At 65.1% G+C, this 17,869-nt stretch carries 17 protein-coding genes; 4 read left to right on the top strand and 13 right to left on the bottom strand.

Features of this window, described 5'->3' with window-relative positions:
- Window positions 1-71 precede the first annotated feature (71 nt).
- From V473_RS17335 to V473_RS17305, 7 genes are all read right to left on the bottom strand, one after another.
- Window positions 72-1,166, bottom strand: a complete 1,095-nt coding sequence (locus tag V473_RS17335; RefSeq protein WP_066607932.1) for a hypothetical protein — start codon at window positions 1,164-1,166, stop codon at window positions 72-74.
- Complete coding sequence (locus tag V473_RS17330; RefSeq protein ID WP_066607929.1) at window positions 1,163-1,690, bottom strand: DUF3237 domain-containing protein; 528 nt, start codon at window positions 1,688-1,690, stop codon at window positions 1,163-1,165. Before V473_RS17330 ends, V473_RS17335 begins: the two co-directional genes overlap by 4 nt.
- Window positions 1,690-3,282: a carboxylesterase/lipase family protein gene (locus V473_RS17325; protein WP_066607926.1), complete on the bottom strand. Its 1,593-nt coding sequence runs from the start codon at window positions 3,280-3,282 to the stop codon at window positions 1,690-1,692. Before V473_RS17325 ends, V473_RS17330 begins: the two co-directional genes overlap by 1 nt.
- A complete protein-coding gene (locus tag V473_RS17320) occupies window positions 3,282-4,274 on the bottom strand; it encodes an alpha/beta hydrolase (RefSeq protein ID WP_082679221.1) in 993 nt (330 codons plus the stop codon). The genes V473_RS17325 and V473_RS17320 overlap by 1 nt, the downstream gene beginning before the upstream one ends.
- A gap of 303 nt (window positions 4,275-4,577) precedes the next feature.
- Window positions 4,578-5,234, bottom strand: a complete 657-nt coding sequence (locus V473_RS17315; protein ID WP_242495942.1) for a TetR/AcrR family transcriptional regulator — start codon at window positions 5,232-5,234, stop codon at window positions 4,578-4,580.
- Between the two features lie 79 nt (window positions 5,235-5,313).
- The gene (locus V473_RS17310) at window positions 5,314-6,195 is read right to left on the bottom strand and encodes a Rossmann-like and DUF2520 domain-containing protein (protein ID WP_066607921.1); all 882 of its coding nucleotides are present in this window, start codon (window positions 6,193-6,195) and stop codon (window positions 5,314-5,316) included.
- Window positions 6,196-6,282: 87 nt separating this feature from the next.
- A complete protein-coding gene (locus tag V473_RS17305) occupies window positions 6,283-6,660 on the bottom strand; it encodes a hypothetical protein (protein ID WP_066607916.1) in 378 nt (125 codons plus the stop codon).
- A 28-nt stretch (window positions 6,661-6,688) separates the two neighbouring features.
- Between V473_RS17305 and V473_RS23055 the strand changes: the two genes are divergently transcribed.
- Entirely contained in the window at window positions 6,689-6,862 is a 174-nt protein-coding gene (locus V473_RS23055) for a hypothetical protein (RefSeq protein WP_244884470.1), read from the top strand.
- 49 nt (window positions 6,863-6,911) lie between these two features.
- Here V473_RS23055 and V473_RS17300 read toward each other — a convergent pair whose 3' ends face one another.
- Both V473_RS17300 and V473_RS17295 read right to left on the bottom strand, forming a co-directional pair.
- Window positions 6,912-8,231, bottom strand: a complete 1,320-nt coding sequence (locus V473_RS17300; protein WP_066607914.1) for an MFS transporter — start codon at window positions 8,229-8,231, stop codon at window positions 6,912-6,914.
- Between the two features lie 52 nt (window positions 8,232-8,283).
- Complete coding sequence (locus V473_RS17295) at window positions 8,284-9,513, bottom strand: TetR/AcrR family transcriptional regulator (protein WP_082679188.1); 1,230 nt, start codon at window positions 9,511-9,513, stop codon at window positions 8,284-8,286.
- Between the two features lie 127 nt (window positions 9,514-9,640).
- Between V473_RS17295 and V473_RS17290 the strand changes: the two genes are divergently transcribed.
- From V473_RS17290 to V473_RS17280, 3 genes are all read left to right on the top strand, one after another.
- Window positions 9,641-11,938 carry a TonB-dependent receptor gene (locus V473_RS17290; RefSeq protein WP_066607909.1) on the top strand — a complete coding sequence of 766 codons (2,298 nt, stop codon included), beginning with the start codon at window positions 9,641-9,643 and terminating at the stop codon, window positions 11,936-11,938.
- Between the two features lie 16 nt (window positions 11,939-11,954).
- A complete protein-coding gene (locus V473_RS17285; RefSeq protein ID WP_066607905.1) occupies window positions 11,955-13,013 on the top strand; it encodes a tyrosine-protein phosphatase in 1,059 nt (352 codons plus the stop codon).
- Between the two features lie 101 nt (window positions 13,014-13,114).
- On the top strand, window positions 13,115-13,315 hold the full coding sequence (locus tag V473_RS17280) for a hypothetical protein (protein ID WP_082679187.1): 201 nt from the start codon (window positions 13,115-13,117) through the stop codon (window positions 13,313-13,315).
- Window positions 13,316-13,359: 44 nt separating this feature from the next.
- Here the strand turns inward: V473_RS17280 and V473_RS17275 are convergent, their stop codons facing one another.
- From V473_RS17275 to V473_RS17260, 4 genes are all read right to left on the bottom strand, one after another.
- Window positions 13,360-13,620, bottom strand: a complete 261-nt coding sequence (locus tag V473_RS17275; protein WP_066607902.1) for a hypothetical protein — start codon at window positions 13,618-13,620, stop codon at window positions 13,360-13,362.
- 261 nt (window positions 13,621-13,881) lie between these two features.
- Window positions 13,882-15,096 carry a GGDEF domain-containing protein gene (locus V473_RS17270; protein ID WP_244884468.1) on the bottom strand — a complete coding sequence of 405 codons (1,215 nt, stop codon included), beginning with the start codon at window positions 15,094-15,096 and terminating at the stop codon, window positions 13,882-13,884.
- A gap of 263 nt (window positions 15,097-15,359) precedes the next feature.
- The gene (locus V473_RS17265; protein ID WP_066607900.1) at window positions 15,360-17,093 is read right to left on the bottom strand and encodes an acyl-CoA dehydrogenase family protein; all 1,734 of its coding nucleotides are present in this window, start codon (window positions 17,091-17,093) and stop codon (window positions 15,360-15,362) included.
- A gap of 98 nt (window positions 17,094-17,191) precedes the next feature.
- Window positions 17,192-17,776 carry a TetR/AcrR family transcriptional regulator gene (locus tag V473_RS17260; protein WP_066607898.1) on the bottom strand — a complete coding sequence of 195 codons (585 nt, stop codon included), beginning with the start codon at window positions 17,774-17,776 and terminating at the stop codon, window positions 17,192-17,194.
- Window positions 17,777-17,869: the final 93 nt, after the last annotated feature.

The following is a 17,869-nucleotide window of genomic DNA, read 5'->3' as shown; positions in this document are numbered from 1 at the left end:
TCTTGCAGATTCGCTTCTATGCCAGATCGTCTATTTCGGCAAGAAAAATGTACGAACTAGTTCATACAAATTTACGGTAGCATGTGGGGTAGCGGCCGGACCCCGATCCGGTCCGCCTGATAGGAGCCGAGCCACAGATCGTCATCCACGATCACCGCCGCCGATACGCCGTTGAAGACCGGGTCGGGCGGACCATAGGCGACCAGAGAAAAGCGGCGGGTTTCCGGGTCGAGCTGCGCCACGGCATAGCCGCGATGGCACAACAAGCCATCGGCGACGCCATTGACGATTTTACGCAGGCCGCCGCAGGCCGGTTCGTCGCGCACCATGCCGGCGAGCAGCAGCCGGTCGCCGTCCCAATGGATATTGTCGGGCATGAATTCGGGCGCCTGCGCGCGCCAGAGCGGCTGGCGCGTATCGTGGCGCGCATAGGCGACCACATCGCGCAGGCCGAAGGCGATGACGTAGAAGCCGCTATCGTCACGCGCCGTTTCCAGCCCGTTATTGCCGGGCAACTGCGTGCCGGGCAGCAGGCGGAAGGCGCTGTCCTGCGGGCCGCGTTCGTAGACGCCGCCGGTGATGCGGCCGAGCACGAAATCGGTGATACTGGCGCCGGGGCGCGTCAGCACCGTGGCGATGACCGTGCCGTCGGCATAGGAGGCGACGGCATTGGCGACATGGCCCGGCGGCATGGCGAGGCAACCCTGCCAGCGCAGGGTCGGCGCAGCCAGCCCGCGCGCGTCGATCGCGAAAAGCTCGATCGCTTCGCGGCCGCCATGATTGACGACCAGCAGCCGCCCCTGCCCCGCTTCAGTCATGCGCAGACTGAGGCCGCGGGCGGTGAACAGCGCCGGATCGGGCGGCGTGGCGCAATCGGGATAGCCGGGGTCGGGCATGACCTGATCGGCAGAGGCGGTGAACCAGAGGCTGGCGCGGCGGGTGCGGCTGTCGATCAGTTTCAGCCCCGATCCGGTCGCAAAGCCGCTGGCGATCACCCAGGGGGTTGCCGGGATATGGGCAAGGTCTTCGGGCTTGTTTGCGCCGCAGACGAAGGCGAACTGCGCGGTTGGGGCGCAGGCGGTGGCGGATGATGGCGCGGGCGATGTCGTCGCGCAGCCCGCCAGCGCCAGCAGCGCCGCGCCGACGAGGATCGAACGCCGTTTCATGTGACGCGATAGACGCGGATGCGCACGGATGGCTTGGGGGCATCGTCGGGCGGCGGGCCGAGCGTGCCGATGAAGATCGCCTGATTGAGCCAGTCGTGCGGGCCGGTGGGCGCTTCGAAACTGGGGACGGTGCGCAGATAACGGCTGGGGGCGCCGGAAACGCGGCTGTTGGTCAGGCCGACATTGCGGACATGGATCGGCGTGCCGTCATCCGTGCGCATCATGTAATCGGCTTCTATGACCATCCAGTTGTCGGCGCGCTGCAATTGCCAGTCCGCGCCGCCCGCCAGCACGGCGCCGCGGATGCGCGGACCGGCGAAAGTGCCGCCGGTGATGGGGATGCGCCTGCGGGTGCCGAGCGGAGTCGGGCCGAACTCCTGCGTGGGTTCCAGCGTGACGATGGCTTCATAGACGAAATCCAGGCCCGGCGCGTCGGTCGCCGCCCATGCCCTCGCCGGCAGAGCGGATGCGGCGATCACCCCGCCTAGGCCGGTGAGCACATGCCGTCGGTCGATCATCGCCATCAGTCCCTGATCCGCGGACGATCGGCCGGCGGCGGGGCGTCGCCGAACAACGGCCAGTCGGCGAAATGCGGCCAGGGGATGACGGCGCGCGTGTCGCCCAGTTCCAGCGCCTTGGGCCTGGCGCGCGTGAAGGCGGGCCAGTTGGGGCCGGGGTCGCCCGTGCGGGCGAAGGTGATCAGGCGATCCATCATCTCGGTGGACAGGCTCTGGTCCACCGCGGTCCAGTCGCGGGTGATGCGGAAGCGGTTGAGGCTGTCCAGCGTGCCCAGCCAATAGGGGATGTCGGCCGAATGATAGGCGCCCACGGTCGCAGGATCATGGTCGGCGAAGGGAACGCCGGGGCGATAGGGTTGGACGCGCGTGAAGACATAGGCGTGGACCGGGGCCTTGCCGGTGGCCGACTGCGCCAGCGCCCATTGCGCCATTTGCGCGTTGAGGGTGGAATCGCGTTCGATGTCGCGGGCCTGCCTTCGCGCTTCGTCCGGCGTGCGCGCGGGATAGCGTTGCAGGATCGTCGCGGCGTTGGCGGGGAAGGCGCGGCGGACGGCGGATTCATAGTCTGCTACGGTGGCGACCGGCCCCAGCGAGCGGAAGCTTTCGTCGCGGGTGAAGCCAAGCAGCAGCGGCACGTCATTCTGACGCCCGGCGGCGAAGGCGCTGGCGGGGGTTTCCGCCACCACATCGCCGTCGATCACGATCGGACGGCGGCGCACCGGCGCGGCGCGGGCGATCAACTGGTCGGCGGGCAGGTCGCGCATCTGTTCGATCGACTGCGCGCCCAGCGCCTGTTGCAGCGCCAGGCCTTCGGCTTCGGCGTCCTTGAGCGGGACGGGCGTGCCGATGCCACCAAATGCGCCGCCACTCATGCCGACGGCGCGCTGGAACAGGCCTTTGGTCGCCGGGCTGGCTTGCAACAACGAGACCGACATCGATCCGGCGGACTGGCCCGCGATCGTCACATTGCCCGGATCGCCGCCGAAACCGGCGATATTGGCCTTGATCCACTGGAGCGCGGCGACCTGATCCTTCAGGCCGTAATTGCCCGACTTGCCGCCATTTTCGGCGCTGAGTTCCGGGTGTGCGAGAAAGCCCAATGGCCCGACGCGATAGGCAATGGCGACATAGACCACGCCCTTGGCGGCGAGCGCATCGCCCGCATAATTGGCCATGGAGGCCGAACCGATGTTGAAACCGCCGCCATAGATCCAGGCGACGACCGGATAGCCGCCAGCGGGCGCGGGACCGGGCGGCGCCCAGATGTTGAGGTAGAGGCAATCCTCGCTGGTCGCTTCCTCCCCGAAATAATGGTTGATGTTGCGGGCGCGCAGCGGCTGGATGCATTCCGGCGCGAAGCGATCGGCGTTCCAGACGCCGCTCCAGCGGGCATGGGGTTGCGGCGCACGCCAGCGCAGGTCGCGCACCGGCGGCGCGGCGAACGGCACGCCAAGCCAGGCGCGCACGCCCGACGCCAACGTCTTGCCCGCGACCAGACCGTCGGTCGTGCGGACGGGATCGCCGGCGGGCCGATCGACGATCTGGGCCGAAGCGGGCGCGGAAAGCAGGAGCCCCAGGGCCAGCAGCAAGCGGCGCATTATTTCCTGCCCTTCAGTTGCGTGTCGAAGAAGCGGAAGGTGAGGTCGAGCGCGCGCAGCGAGGCGGCGCGGGTCGCCGCCGCATCCGCGCCGATCCAGCTATGGCCGACGCCGGGGATGATCTCCAGCGTGACGGGGACATGGGCCGCCTTCAGCGTCGCGGCGAGCTGCTGCGACTGGGCGGCGGGCACGACCTTGTCGTCGGTGCCGTGGATCAGCAGCATCGGCGGGTCTTTGGCGTCGACATGGGCCGCGGGACTGGCGGCCCTGACGCGATCGGCCGGGCAATCGGGCTTCACGCAGTCGAGATAGGCGTTTTCCGCGCCGGCGATCGCCTGCGGCATAGTGGCGAAATCATAGACGCCGTACCAGCCCGCCCCGGCTTGCACGCAGTCGCTCTGGCCGGGGTTGCTCTTGTCCTCGCCGGTCGGCGCGCCGCCGCACTGGAGCGCAGCAAGCGCCGCGAGCTGGCCGCCGGCCGATCCGCCCCAGACGGCCACCTTGCCCCCGTCCAGCCCGAAGCGCGCGGCATTGGCGCGCAGAAAGCGAATGGCGGTGCGGACATCGTCGATCGCGGCGGGGAACGGCGCTTCCTTCGACAGGCGATATTCGAGCGAGGCGACGACATAGCCGCGCGCCGACAGGTCGGCCAGGACTGCGGGGAAATCGCTGAACGCGCCGGACTGGCGCGTATGGCCGTTCGCCCAGCCGCCGCCATGGATGTAGAGGATGAGCGGCAGCGGGCCGGCCTGAGCCGCGGGGCGGTACAAATCCAGAATGATCGGCCGGTAGCCGGGAATGACGGAATAGGCGATGTCCGCGTTGACGGTGACGCCATTGGCCAGGGTCAGGATGCGGTCGGGCATCGGATCGCCCAGCGCCGGTTCGGGCGCGGTAGCGGGAGATGGCGACTGTGCGTGAACCTGCCCGTGCGCCGCCAGCAGCGCCAGACCCAATACCAAGCCCAATGACAGCGCGATACGCCTTTGCATGATCCTCTCCATTCCGATTCTTGTGCTAACTATTTCGTACATCAATATCATCGGCTGGTGCGAAGGCAAGCCTGATGATAATGCACGATGAAGCCAGGCTGTTCTCTTCGAAGGAGCGCCAGGACCGGACATCGCCTGCTGATCAGACAGGACGCCGAACTGCGCAACGGCGCTGCTGCGGCTCAGCATCCGTCTCTTCTCGCGGGCCAATGGACATGCAGGCGCGAGGGATGCTGAGGCATAGGCCAGCGCCACGAACCATGTTCAGCATGATGATGCTAGATGAAGATCAGACGCCGAGGTTCAGGCCCGGCACCAGCTTTCGACGATGTCGATGACATTGGTGCGCCGGCGCGCCAGCACTTTGGGCGCGGTGACGTCGCGTTCGAAACCGTAGGAGACGGTATAGCGGTTCGAGACATTGTAGAAGCAGAGCGCGCTGATCGTCATATGCAATTCCAGCGGGTCGATGCCTTCGCGGAAATGGCCGCTTTCCACGCCACGCGCCAAGATGGCGCGCAGTTGCTCCACCACTTTGCGATTGCGTTCGCGGATGCCGGGAATTTCGCCGATATGCGCGCCACGCAGGATATTCTCGTTCATCACCAGCCGGACGAATTCGGGATGCTGGTGATGATAATCGAAGGTGGCGCCGACCACGTCGCGCAGAGCGGCGTCGGGCGCCAGGTCGCTGCGCGTATTGTCCGCGTCAATCTCTCGCACCGCAGTATAGGCGCGTTCCAGCACGGCGCGATACAAGCCTTCCTTGCTGCCAAAATAATAATAGATCATCCGCTTGGATGCGTCGGTCCGATCGGCGATCTCGTCGATGCGCGCGCCGCTCAGCCCCTTGTCGGCGAACTCCAGCGTGGCGACATCCAATATATTGAGCCGCGTCTCTTCCGCTTCGCCAGCCCGTCCGGTCGCCTTGCCCTGCATATTCATCGGCGATTTGGCCACGCATCCATCCTTTTCTGCCTGCGACAGGCATAGCTTGGCAGCGGCGCGTCCGACAAGAGAGGATGAAGGAACTGGATAGTTATGCGATGGACGCCAGCGCCTCCCGCAATCCCGCGGCCGGTTGTGGGCCGGAGCGTTCCAGGGCGTCGAGCGTCGCGATCGCCATGGCGCGATAGGCGGGGAGCAGGTGCGGGCTTGTCGTGGAGAGCGCAGCCAAATGGTCGGCGATAGTGTCTCCATCGCCCCGCAGCAGCGGTCCCGACAGGGCCGCCATGCCCCGGTCGAGGCTGTTGTCGAGCGCGGCGCGGACGAGTGGGCGCAGCAGTGCGCCCGGTTCGGCGACGCCGGCGGCCGCCAACGCATCGCGCGCGCCGGCGATCAATGTCACCAGATGATTGGCGGCGTGGCAAAGGGCGGCGTGATAGAGCGCGCGCTGCGCCTCCGCCACCTGCTCCATGCCGCCACCGAGCAGGGCGACAAGCGCTTGCGCGGCCGCGATCGCCGCTTGTGTGTCGGCGGTGACGACGAAGCGGGCCCCGACCATGCGGGCGACCTCCTGCAAGGGATCGCCGGTGAAGGTCATGGCCGGATGCACGGCCGCGGTCAGGGCCCCGCGCTGCGCCAATGGGGCGAGGACCGCCGCACCGCTGCGGCCGCTGAGATGGAGGATGAAGGGCGTGGCGCTTGCGGGCAGTTGCTGCGCCAGTGCGGCGACCAGATCGGGGATGGCGTCGTCCGACACGGCGATCAGGATCAGGTCGCAGGTGGAGGCGATCGCCGTCAGGTCATGCGCTGCCTGGGCGTGGCCGATCCTAGCGACCATGGCGTCGCGCCGGGCCGGGTCGCGGCCCCACACCAGCAGCGGATCGGCCGCCTGGGCGTGCAGGGCGAGGGCCATGGCCTGAGCGACGCGGCCCGTGCCGATGATGCCGATCCGGCGATAGGGTGGGTCGTTGCGCATGGCGGATGCCTAGACCATTCCGCCGTCGACCGGAACAGCCGACGGCTGGCAGAATGCGACAGCAAGATCGGGCCGCGCGCGCCAGCCTCACAGCGCATGTCCGCCCGCCGCGCTGATTCGGCGAGCTTGCCGCTGACCGGCAACCGACCAGGGCTGGTCTTGCGAAAAGGTTCGAAACTGGCGCGGTCCGCGTCGAAGGCCATGTCCCAAGGTATATTGTCGCCGCGAACGATCGGCGGGGTGTTGTTCGACCAGAGCAAGGCGCCGAAACGGAAATCCCATGCGCGGCACCCAATGATCGGCCAAATAATCGGTGTCGGCTTGATATTCCGCCTCCCCAGCCTGCCCCGGCATGTCGCAATAATGATAGATGGCCGATGAGATGCGATGGCGGGAAATGCCGCCGCTGCTGTTCATTGTCTGGTTCTTCCAGCCCCTGGCGTCCTTGATGTTGGCGCCGAGCATGAATTTTCGCCCGTAAGCTGGCGGTCGAATGAGGGCCGCGCCAAGTCCGGGTCAACGCCGTCTCCCCGGCTTCATCCGCACCGCATTGTCGGCGCCGCTGATCGCGGACGCGGCGCTGTTCCTCGCCGCGCCCGCCGGCGCCTTTGCCACCGGCCACAATCTGGTGGTGGACGGCGGCACGCTGATGTCCGACGGCAGTTGAGCGGCGCGACCACGCCCGTCGCAATCCCCATGACGGCGCGCCTTTCGCTTCAGGTCGATGCGGCGCGGGTTCCCAGGCCGGGCGTGGGACGTGGCGTCAGGATGATGAGGGCCGCCAGCGCGCCCAGCAGACCGGGCATGGCGCAAGCGAGGCGGACCGCCTGTTCCGCGCCTTGCGACAACAGGGTCGCCTTTGCGTCGAAACGGGCGAGCGACATCAGCCAGATCGCGCCGCCCGCCCCCAATCCCATGGCCAGTTTCAGGACGATGCTGGACAGGCCGTAATAGAGGCCAGACCGATTCGCGCCCTGCACGATGTCGCGATCCGCCGCATCGGCGACCATGGCGCGCAACAGGGCGTAATCGACGCCCCAGATCAGGTTGCGGGCGATCATATAGCCGATCATGGTCGGCAGATTGCCGACAGGCAGCAGGAGCGCGAACGGGGTGACGATCAGCTGCCAGCCATAAGCGAGGATGAGCACCCGCTCGCGCCCATGCCGTCGGCTCATCCTGCTCCATAGTGGCAGCGTGACCAGCGCCAGCGCGGGCTGGATCAGTAACAGCGTCGCGCCCCAACCGTGCAATTGCAGCACATTGTCGCTCAGAAACAGGAAGCAGGTGGCGCTGGCGGCATCGGCCAGGCCGAGCAAAAGATAGAGCGCCAACGGCTTGCGCAGCAGCGGATTGGCGAAGACGGCGCGGACGGACCCTGTGATCGGTTGATGGCCGTGCTGGGGTTGCGGGCAGGGTTGCGGCCGTTCCTTGAAGAAACGGATGACAGGAAAAACCGTCAGCGGCGCGAGCAGCGCAATCATCATGCCGAGCGTTGCTGCGACACCCGCCTTGCCGACGCCCAGCCCCCGCTCCAGTCCGGCGATCACCAGCAGCAGCGCGATGGCGCCAGCAGAGGCGTACCAGATTTTCGCGCTCATCAGCCGCGTGCGCTCGTCGGCGTCCCGTCCGATCTCCAGCCCCCAGCCGCCATGGGGCGTAACCATCAGCGAATAGCCAAGATGCAGCAGGACGCTGGCCAGCATGATGGTCATGAGGGTCGTACCCGCACCGGACAGGAACAGGCCGAGCGCGCCGATGGCGACGAGCGGCACACCCAGCATGATCCAGGGTTTCCGCCGTCCATAGCGCGTATCGACATGGTCGCTCATCCACCCCATGATCGGGTCGGCGATCGCGTCCATGCCGCGCATGGCCACCATCAAAAGCCCGGTCACGCCCAGTGAAAGCCCCACGGTCGCGATCAGATGTTGCGGCAGATAGGCGCGCCAGGCCAGTTCGATGGCCTGGAACAGCACCACCGGCAGCGAGAAAAGGGCGATGCGTCCGGCGCCCATTCGATCGGATTGGTCCATGGCAGCTGCCGTCCTGAAGAGGTGGCATTGCCGCTAGTGCGCGTTGATGACGTTATGGTGACACGACGCGGCGCGCGATCAGCGCCAGCAGCTGTTCCAGTTCCTGATGCACGCGATCGGGGGATTGATATCCCGGCGCGGCGAGTTGCGCCCGAATCTGGCCTGCCAGAAATCCTGAGAAGAGCGCCGCTTCCAGTTCGCTGATCGGGTGATCCGGCCCCAGAAAAGCCTGGAGATAGCGGCCCGACGTGCGGCCGCGCAGATAGCGGAGTTGCGCGGCGAAATGGCGATAGGACGGATCGCGCGCCACGACGATCGTCAGTTCCTCCGGCCCGGCGCTGGCGGCGCTGCGCTGGAGCAGCTGGACAAGATCGCCCAGTGACCAATGATCGTCGACGACTGGCGCGACGGCCGATCCGGTTGCAGGCACATTGCCCAGATAGAGCGAATCGAACGCCGCCCGCATCAGGTCGGCGCTGGTGCGGAATTTATGCGATACGACGCCCAGGGTCAGACCCGCTTCGGCTGCGACGGCGCGATGGGTCATGCTGCCGGCCCCTTTGCGCGACACGATCGCGGCTGCGGCCGCGGCGATCCGGCCGGCGGTTTCGTCCCGTTCCGGCAAGGCGGGGAATTCGCGCTGCGCCTGCGCCCGCGCGAAATCGCGGAACGGCGCATCGGGGATCGCCCGCCCGCACAGCCAGGCCGTCCAGCCGCGGGCGAACTCGTCCAGCCCGGCGCGGTCCACCATCCGGCGCCAGTTGATCATATGGAGAAAGCTTTCGCTGTCGAACAGCCGCGCCGTCAGGGCGCCGCTGTCCTCCAGTCCGAAATGCGCGCCGATTTCGCGCCACATATCGACCCACATATGGGTCCAGCGCATGGCGCCCTCCTGAAAACCGGGATCGCGCACCGCCAGTTGCTGTCCTTCACGCCAGGCAAAGGCCAGCCGTCGCTGCGCGCAGGCCCAATCGTCGACCAGCGCCGCAAAAACAGGGGCGAAGGCCATCGCGTCCAGCCGCGCGCCCTGCAAACCGTGCAAATGGCGATCGCGCCAGGCGGCGGCGGACAGGCGGGCATGATCCTGCGCGATGACGAACAACTGTTCCAGAGAGCCGAAGTGGTAGTAGAGCGACGACACCGGCACATCCGCCGCGCGGGCGATGGTGCGCACCGAAAGGCCGGTCCCTCCCACATCCTCCCACAGTCCCAGAACTGCGTCTATAATTCGATCTTTCGAGGAATATTGCGCCTCCATGGAGGGCGCCAACCGGTCGTGCATCAGGATCTCCCTGGCGCAGCATAGCAAGACCCCGACCAGGAGAGGAGGTAAAAAATACCCGATACAGATGTAACATGAAAGACATACAGCCGTTCTAATTGGCCGCCGACTTATGAGGGGACAGCATATGAAAAAGTCGGTTGGAAAACTATTTTACGCCTCGGCATTGGCCGGAAGCGCGCTGTCCGCAGCGCTGGTTCCCGGCATGGCCTTGGCCGATACATCCGCTATAGCGGCGGCCCCGGCGGCCGACGCCATGGGGGACGCAGGATTGGCCGCGATCGTGGTCACGGCGGAAAAGCGGCAGACCGATCTGCAGGACACGCCGATCGCCATTGCGGTGATGAACGCCGACGATCTGCGCAACCGCCACATCCTGTCGCTGGAGGATCTGGGCGACGGGTCGATCCCCTCGCTCCGCATCGCTCCCTTCTTTTCGCGCAAGTCGGCGTTGACGCTGGGCATACGCGGCGTCGGCGCGCTGGGCGACGCCAATCAACCGGCGCGCGACCAGGGCGTGGGCGTCTATGTCGACGGCGTCTATATGGGCCGCGCCCAGGGCCTTGGCGCCGCGCTGTTCGACGTCGAGCAGATCGAAGTGCTGAAGGGACCGCAAGGCACGTTGTTCGGCCGCAATACCGAAGGCGGCGCCGTCAGCATCGTCACTCGCAAGCCGAGCGGCGCGTCCCATATGAACGCCACCGCCGGCGTCAGCAATTATGGCGGCTATGAAGGCGTCGTCCATCTCGATCTGCCCAGTTTCCACAATATCAGCGTCAAACTGGACGGACTGGTGCAGCGCCGCGGCGGGACGGTGGACAATCCCATGTCGGGCGAGGCCGATTTCAACAGCTATGACCGGCGCGGCCTGCATGTCGCGGTCAAATGGGAGCCGACGTCCACCTTCACGGCGCTCTACAGTTTCGACACAAGCTATGACGCGACCACGCCCTATTATCTGCAATTGCTGTCCAAAGGATCGCTGGCGCTGGCGCCGATCCTAAAATTGCAGCCCGATCGCGCCAAGACCGCCAATGTCGGCGTGCCGTTGCAGGAAAGCGTCGGCAAGACCTGGGGCCATCAGCTCAACCTGGACTGGGAGGTCGCCGACAATCTGACGCTGCGATCGATCAGTTCCTATCGCGACCTGACGCAGAGCCAATATGACAATGGCGCCACCGTGCTGTCGGTCTTCTCGCCCAACGCCAATTTCAGCCGCTACAGCCTGGCCAATTTCGATCAATATCAATATAGCCAAGAGTTCCAGGCGATCGGCGAATTGGCCGACATCACTTATGTCGCTGGCCTATTCTATTATCATGAACATGTCAGCGACGACGCCTGGTCGCCCAATACGCTGAAGTTCAATGCCGACGGCACAGCCTACACCGTGCTGCCGTCGCCGACCGCCTCGACCATCTTCCCCGATCGCGCCAGCACCGCGACCACCGACAATCTGTCCGCTTTCGGACAGTTCACCTGGTCCCCGGCCGCGCTGGACAATCGTTTCCACCTGACGATGGGCGGACGGTACAGTCATGACAAGAAGAAGGGCGAGTTGACCAAGGTCAATGGCGCGACGCCGACCGTCAACGGCGTCACCGGCGACGTGCCGATGGCATTCAAGTCCGATCGTTTCGATCCGCTGGTCACGCTTGCCTATGATGTGAGCCGCCATATCAATGTCTATGGCAAGTGGAGCACCGGCTACAAGGCGGGCGGCGCCAATTCGCGCTCGCTCACCTATCGCAGCTTCGGGCCGGAATCGGTGTCCAGTTTCGAAATCGGGTCGAAGATGGACCTGCTGGACAATATGGTCCGCCTCAACCTTGCGGCCTATACGACCAAGTATAAGAATGTGCAGATCGATTTCAACGCGGTGACGCCGGGTGTCAACCGCACCACATTGGAAACGGTCAATGTCGACGGGTCGGGCCGGATCAAGGGGTTCGAAGCGGACTTGACGGTGGCGCCAGCGACCGGCCTGACGCTGACCGCCAGCTACGCCCTGACCGACATCCGCCTGCCCCAGGCGCATAACCCCTTCATTGCCGGCAATCCGCTGGTCACCGTCTATCCGGTCTATGTGCCCAAACACTCGTCCAGCGGCGCGATCGATTACAGCCTGCCGGTCGCCGGGGACGCGAAGATCCTCGCGCATCTCGACGCCAATTTCGCCAGCCGCCAATATAGCAGCGCCAGCGATCCCACGCTCAACGACCGCACCTTCCTGGTCAATGGCCGACTGTCGCTGGCCGACATCGATCTGGGCCGGGACAATGCGAAGCTGCGCGTGTCGCTATGGGCGCGCAACCTGCTCGACAACCAGTTCGTGTTCCTGCGCAACTACAGCGCCGCGCTGGGCACATACGCCATCTATAACGAGCCGCGCACATTCGGCGGCGAAGTGAACGTCCAGTTCTGAACGAGAGGATAGAGCTATGAAGAAAATCATTCTGGCCCTGGCCGGCCCGTCCCTGATCGTCCTGTCTTTCGCCGCCATGCCTGCATCAGCCCGCGTCGCCGATGCGACGGCGGAGCGGCTGGCCGGCGACAAGATGCAATTGCGCTGGTCGGGCGCCGCCAAAGTCGACGTCTATGCCGCCGATCGGGCGGATGCGGACATCGCGTCGGCGCGACTGCTGTCGGCCGCCGATGTCGACGGCGGCGAGATCGTTCCGGTCGATGCAGTCAAGCGGCCCTATTTCCTGCTGCGCGACCGGGCCGACAACAAGGTCACGATCCTGTCCGAACGATTGGTGCCCTTGGCGCAGGGGTCCAACTTCCGCGATCTGGGCGGGTATCGGACCAAGGATGGCAAGCAGGTCAAATGGGGCCTGCTCTATCGGTCGGGCGGATCGGCCATGCTGACCGCCGACGACAAGGCGCGGGTCCAGGCGCTGGGCCTGCGCAACATGGTCGATCTGCGATCGGACGAGGAACGGCAGTTCGCACCGTCGCAGATCGACGGCGTCCCCTATTCCACGATAGGCTATTCAATGGCGGCGATGATCAAGGGCGACCTGCGCAATGGCGGTGCGCTCTATCGGAACTTCCCTGAACAGCTCGCGCCGCAACTGCGCATCCTGTTCGACATATTGAAGCGCAACGAAGGGCCGGTGGAATATAATTGCTCCGCCGGGCAGGACCGCACCGGCTTTGCGAGCGCGATGATCCTGTCCGCCCTTGGCGTGCCCCGCGACGTCATCCTGGCGGATTATCATCTGTCGACCAGCTATCGGCAGCCGCAATATGAGGTGCCCCCGATCAATGCGGCGCTCTACCCGGACAATCCGGTCGCCCAGATGTTCGCCCGCTATCAGAGCAATCCCGCCTATGCCAAGGCGCAACCGCTCAAGGATGCCGACGGCAAGGCGTTCCTGGCCAGCGCGTTCGAGGAAATCGACGCCCGCTGGGGTTCGGTCGACAATTATCTGAAGCAGGAGATCGGCGTCACCGCCGTCGATATCGCGGCATTGAAGCGCGCCTATCTCCAGTAACCGGGCGCATCGCACCGATGGGCGGGCAGGATATGGACCGTTCGTCCATCGGGGCGCTTCCGGTGTTTACGGGCCGGGGCGGTCGGCGCTAGAGCGCGTCGATGACCATCATTGCAACGATCATGAACAGCGCCACCGGCCAGGCCATCCAGAAGATGAGCTTTGGCCGGATGCCCAAGCCGTGGGCGACATTCCACCTGGAAACCGGTGAGCGGGTCACCGCCGACCGCATTCATGTCGGCAAGCCCGCGCCCGGCAAATTCGTCGCACCGGTCGAGATATGGGTCACGCCCAAGGGCTGAAACGTCCCATTGACGGCCCGCGCCCCTGGCTTGACCCGGCGCGATCAACGCTGCGCGAAGCGCACCGCGGGCTTGTGGCTGATGGTCAGCCCCGCCTGCGCCCATTCGCTCTTGCTGCGGCACTGGGTCACGGGGATCAGCGATCCGGTCACCACCTGCTTGAAACAATAACGGTCGGTCTTGACGTCATAGCGCACCTTGGCGGCGCCGAAATTGCCCTGGGCCTGAGCGAAGGCGGGCGTGCTGGCGGCCGAAACGGCGACGGTGGCGACGGCAATGGCGGCGATGAAAGCAATGGTCTTCATGATGATGTCCTTCCCTGAGTATGTGGCCCTGAGTATGTGGCCCTGAGTATCTGGCCATGAGCGTCTGGCCCTGAGCGTCTGGCCGAAACCTGCTCGCAGGCTCTGTCCGCCATATTGCAGAGAGCGTGCCAGTTTGCGGAAAGTGCTGAAATCCAACCCTATCCCGGCCGCGCGCGGGATTGTCGCCGATAAATAATCCCGCTTATTGGGATTTTTCATCAACCATTCGGGAATATTGCATGGATTGCGGCATTTTGGCCGTCAGGCGACCGCCCGGCCCTCATCCTGCACATCTTCGGGACCGCAAAATTGCACCTGCGCCTTTCCCTTGGCCTTGGACCGATAGAGGGCCGCGTCCGCACATCCCATCAGCCTTTCCATGTCGAGGCCATGTTCGGGCGTCAGGGCGATGCCGATGCTGACCGAAATGCGCATGGCGACGCCGTCAATGACATAGGGTTCGCTCAATTGCCGGATCACCCTGCGCGCGAGCAGTTCGGCCTGATCGGCATGGTGCACATGGGATTGGATCAGGAGGAATTCATCGCCGCCCAGCCGCGCCGCGACATCCTGCGTTCGAATCGCCGACGCCAACCGATCCGCGACCTCCACCAGCATCCTGTCGCCGACGGGGTGGCCATATTGATCGTTGATCGCCTTGAATCCGTCCAGGTCCAGATAATGAATCGCCAGCTGGCTGGTCGCATGGGCGGATTTGAGCTTGGCCTGAAAGGATTCGCGCAGGAGCAGTCGATTGGGCAGGCCGGTCAACGGATCGAAGCGGGCGAGCTTGCCCAGATCATGTTTGGCGGTGAGATGTTCGACGGATGCGCCATAGAGATGCCGCGCCGACGCCAGGCTCATCAACCCCACCGTGATGAGGAGCAGGGCTTCGAGCGTGAAAAATTCGGTGTGCAGCCTCTCGCCATCATCGCTTGCGGCATGAACGAACATCGCGAACGCGACGGGCAGCACCGCCAACGACACGCTGATCGCGCATAATGTCGGCCGACCGGCGTTGCGCGACACGATGCCTGCGCCAAAGGTGAAGACCAGGCTGACCGTCGCCAGATGGACGAGTGGTTCGTGCGCCATCAGGACGCACAGGTTCAGCGCGGCGATCAGCAGCGCGAAGGCATAAGTGAGGATGGCGTAGCGCCCTTCCCAACGCCCCAGGCGCGCAACGTCCTGATCCGCGCCGCCGGCGCGATGATAGGCGCGGATCAACAGGACGCGCCCGATCGTCACCGCAATCGCAATGCGGGTCAGGGCGGCGATCCAGCCATCGTGCCACTTGATGTAGATGAGCGATCCGACCAGCGCATAGAGGATGCCAAATCCCGCGATCGGCGCAGTCATGGTGAAGAGGGTGGAGACGAGGTCGCGATAGACCGCATCGGGCAAGGCAGGCGCGGCGGCGCGGTTGAACCAGGTCCGCACCGGTCGTCCGCCGTCAATCTCCTGCCTTCTCTCCATGGCGCCTTTCTTCGACAGGAAAGTTAACAGTTCCCTATCGATGCGACGAGACGAGGCGGACGCCGGCCATGGAGACAGCATTCCCCCGCTCTGCGCAGCGATAGCCCTAGCCGATGGCGATCTGCTTTGGTGGCATTTTGCGCGCAGTCGTGACGCCCCAGGCCGATCGTGCCGATCCACGATATTGCCCCAAGCCGGTCAAGCGGCACCGCGCAGCGCCCTCCCCCTGGCTGCTAAGCGGTTTCGGATCGATCAAGCCGTGCTTAAAAGCAGTCTGCGCCCAGCGCCATGATCGACGCTTCGCCAGCCGCGATGCTGACCGCCAGGCTCTGCGCCTGCGGCAGCATCCGCTGGGCGAAGAAGTCGGCGACGATACGCTTGCCGGCGTGCAACACATCGTCGCCCTGCGCCGCCACGGCCATGCGCGTCCACATCCATCCCATCGAAACCAGCGCGAAAAGGCGCAGATAATCGACCGCCGCAGCGCCCGCAGCATCCCCATGCGCGCCTTGCAGCGATGCCGTGGTGGTGCGCAACAAAGCCAACGCCGCGCGCGTCTTGATCGCGATATCAATAGCGCCGGCCGCGTCCACATCCGCCGCGATAAGGTCGAAATAGCCGTCAACCACGGCGCCGCCCGCCATCGCCAGCTTGCGCCCGACCAAATCCATCGCCTGCACGCCATTGGTGCCTTCATAGATTTGCGCGATGCGCGCATCGCGCACATATTGCTCCATGCCCCATTCGCGGATGTAGCCATGGCCGCCGAACACCTGCTGCGCCTGCACCGCGCTGTCGAAACCGAAATCCGTGAAGGCGGCCTTCACGACCGGCGTCAACAGCGCGACCAGCGCGTCGGCCTTCGCCCGCTCGGCGGCGTCGGGATGATGATGCGCCCGATCGAGTTGGAGCGCGGTCCAGCCGCCCAATGCCCGCCCGGCCTCGACAAAGGCGCGGATGTTGAGCAGCATCCGCCGCACATCGGCATGGTCGATGATCGCCACCGGCCCACGCGCACCATCGGCGCTGCGTCCCTGGAGCCGCTCCTTGGCGTAACCCGCGGCCTGCTGATAGGCCGCGCCGGCGACGCCGAGTCCCTGGATGCCGACCATCAGCCGCTCCGCGTTCATCATCGTGAACATGGCGGCCAGCCCCCTGTTCGGCGCGCCGACCAGCCAGCCGGTCGCTTCGTCATAATTCATCACGCAGGTCGGCTGGGCATGGATGCCCATCTTCTTTTCCAGCGCGCCGACCGACATGCCGTTGCGCATCGTGAATTCGCCGTCCGCGTCGGGCAGATATTTGGGCACCAGAAACAGGCTGATTCCCTTCACCCCGGCCGGTGCATCGGGCAGGCGCGCCAGCACGAGATGGACGATGTTGCCGCCAAAATCATGGTCGCCCGACGAAATGAAGATTTTCTGTCCGGTCACGGCAAAGCTGCCATCGCCCTGCGGAACGGCCCTGGTCTTGAGCAGGGCGAGGTCGGTGCCTGCGCCGCTTTCGGTCAGCGCCATGGCGCCGGTCCATTCGCCGTTCACCATTCGCGGCAGATAGACCGATTTCAGCGCATCGTCAGCATGGGCCGCAATCGCTTCGCAGGCCCCGCGGGTCAGGCCGGGAAACAGGCCGAAGGACAGGTTCGTCGCCGACAGCATCTCGTCCAGCCAGAGCTGGAGGATGAACGGCAGGCCCTGCCCGCCATGGGCCGGATCGGCCGACATGGATGCCCATCCCGCCGCCACGAAATCGCGCCATGCGTCAGCGAAGCCGGCGGGAGTGATAACGCTTCCATCGACCAGGCGGCTACCTTCTTCATCGCCATGGCGGTTGAGCGGGTGTAGCCGATCGGCGCACATCCGCCCCGCTTCCTCCAGCACCGCGACCGCCAGGTCGGCGTCGACCGCCTGACCCGTCTCCGCCATCGCCGCGTCAAAGCGCAGCACCTGCGTCAGCAGGAAGCGGTAATCGTCGATCGGCGGAACATAACTGAACATCGGGCCTCTCCTCAAAGCGCAGCGCCGCAACTACACCAAACATGTGTTACAGTCAATTCCAATGGGCCGGACAGGATGGCGGGTTTACAGCGAACACCCTATTCGTGCCGGAAGATCGACACGATCTGGGCGGCGATCTCGTCGGGCGCCAGACGTCCTGCGCAATACCAATTCGACGCTGAATTAAGCTGTGACAACAATAGATTGCGGTAGACGGACCGGTCGATATGCGACGGCAGCGGCAGGCCCGCGACCAGCGATCGGAAAACCTCTTCGAACCGATCACGCCGCGCAATCAGCTGTTGGCGCACCGCATCGGGCACTTCGCGAAAATCGTTCATCATCGGCATCGTCAGCGAATCCGGCGCCAGCTGGATTTCCAGCAAGGCCGCGCAGGCCGCCGCCAGCCTGGCCCATGGATCGTCCTGCGCGCGGACAGCCTGGGCGATGCTGCTCTCGGCGGCGTCCAGCGCGGCATTGTGCAGTTCGACGAACAGCGCGTCCTTCGATTTGATATGGTGATAAAGCGACCCGCCCAACACGCCGGCCTGCTCGCCGATGTCGCGCATGGATGTCCCGCGATATCCCTTTTTCGCGAACAGTTGCGCCGCGATCTCCAATATCTGGCGACGGCGCCCCGATCCCTCGTCGTTCGAACCGCTCGCTGGATCATGCTTCTTCATCAGGACGCGCTAGCATAACTTTTCGTGGCGTCGAAGCCCCGTCCCGCACATCGTTCGATATACCAAATCCCATGTAAAATAGCGATTTGTATC

This window comes from Sphingobium cupriresistens LL01 (genome assembly GCF_001046645.1).
Classification (GTDB): Bacteria; Pseudomonadota; Alphaproteobacteria; order Sphingomonadales; family Sphingomonadaceae; genus Sphingobium; species Sphingobium cupriresistens.
Note: the sequence above shows the minus strand (reverse complement) of the source record. Positions and strands in the feature narration are given on the sequence as shown.

Coding starts and splice junctions, on each gene's coding strand:
- V473_RS17335 (WP_066607932.1), bottom strand. CDS start 1,166: ATGAAACGGCGTTCGATCCTCGTCGGCGCGGCGCTGCTGGCGCTGGCG.
- V473_RS17330 (WP_066607929.1), bottom strand. CDS start 1,690: ATGGCGATGATCGACCGACGGCATGTGCTCACCGGCCTAGGCGGGGTG.
- V473_RS17325 (WP_066607926.1), bottom strand. CDS start 3,282: ATGCGCCGCTTGCTGCTGGCCCTGGGGCTCCTGCTTTCCGCGCCCGCT.
- V473_RS17320 (WP_082679221.1), bottom strand. CDS start 4,274: ATGCAAAGGCGTATCGCGCTGTCATTGGGCTTGGTATTGGGTCTGGCG.
- V473_RS17310 (WP_066607921.1), bottom strand. CDS start 6,195: ATGCGCAACGACCCACCCTATCGCCGGATCGGCATCATCGGCACGGGC.
- V473_RS17305 (WP_066607916.1), bottom strand. CDS start 6,660: ATGCTCGGCGCCAACATCAAGGACGCCAGGGGCTGGAAGAACCAGACA.
- V473_RS23055 (WP_244884470.1), top strand. CDS start 6,689: ATGAGGGCCGCGCCAAGTCCGGGTCAACGCCGTCTCCCCGGCTTCATC.
- V473_RS17300 (WP_066607914.1), bottom strand. CDS start 8,231: ATGGACCAATCCGATCGAATGGGCGCCGGACGCATCGCCCTTTTCTCG.
- V473_RS17295 (WP_082679188.1), bottom strand. CDS start 9,513: ATGCACGACCGGTTGGCGCCCTCCATGGAGGCGCAATATTCCTCGAAA.
- V473_RS17290 (WP_066607909.1), top strand. CDS start 9,641: ATGAAAAAGTCGGTTGGAAAACTATTTTACGCCTCGGCATTGGCCGGA.
- V473_RS17285 (WP_066607905.1), top strand. CDS start 11,955: ATGAAGAAAATCATTCTGGCCCTGGCCGGCCCGTCCCTGATCGTCCTG.
- V473_RS17280 (WP_082679187.1), top strand. CDS start 13,115: ATGACCATCATTGCAACGATCATGAACAGCGCCACCGGCCAGGCCATC.
- V473_RS17275 (WP_066607902.1), bottom strand. CDS start 13,620: ATGAAGACCATTGCTTTCATCGCCGCCATTGCCGTCGCCACCGTCGCC.
- V473_RS17270 (WP_244884468.1), bottom strand. CDS start 15,096: ATGGAGAGAAGGCAGGAGATTGACGGCGGACGACCGGTGCGGACCTGG.
- V473_RS17265 (WP_066607900.1), bottom strand. CDS start 17,093: ATGTTCAGTTATGTTCCGCCGATCGACGATTACCGCTTCCTGCTGACG.
- V473_RS17260 (WP_066607898.1), bottom strand. CDS start 17,776: ATGAAGAAGCATGATCCAGCGAGCGGTTCGAACGACGAGGGATCGGGG.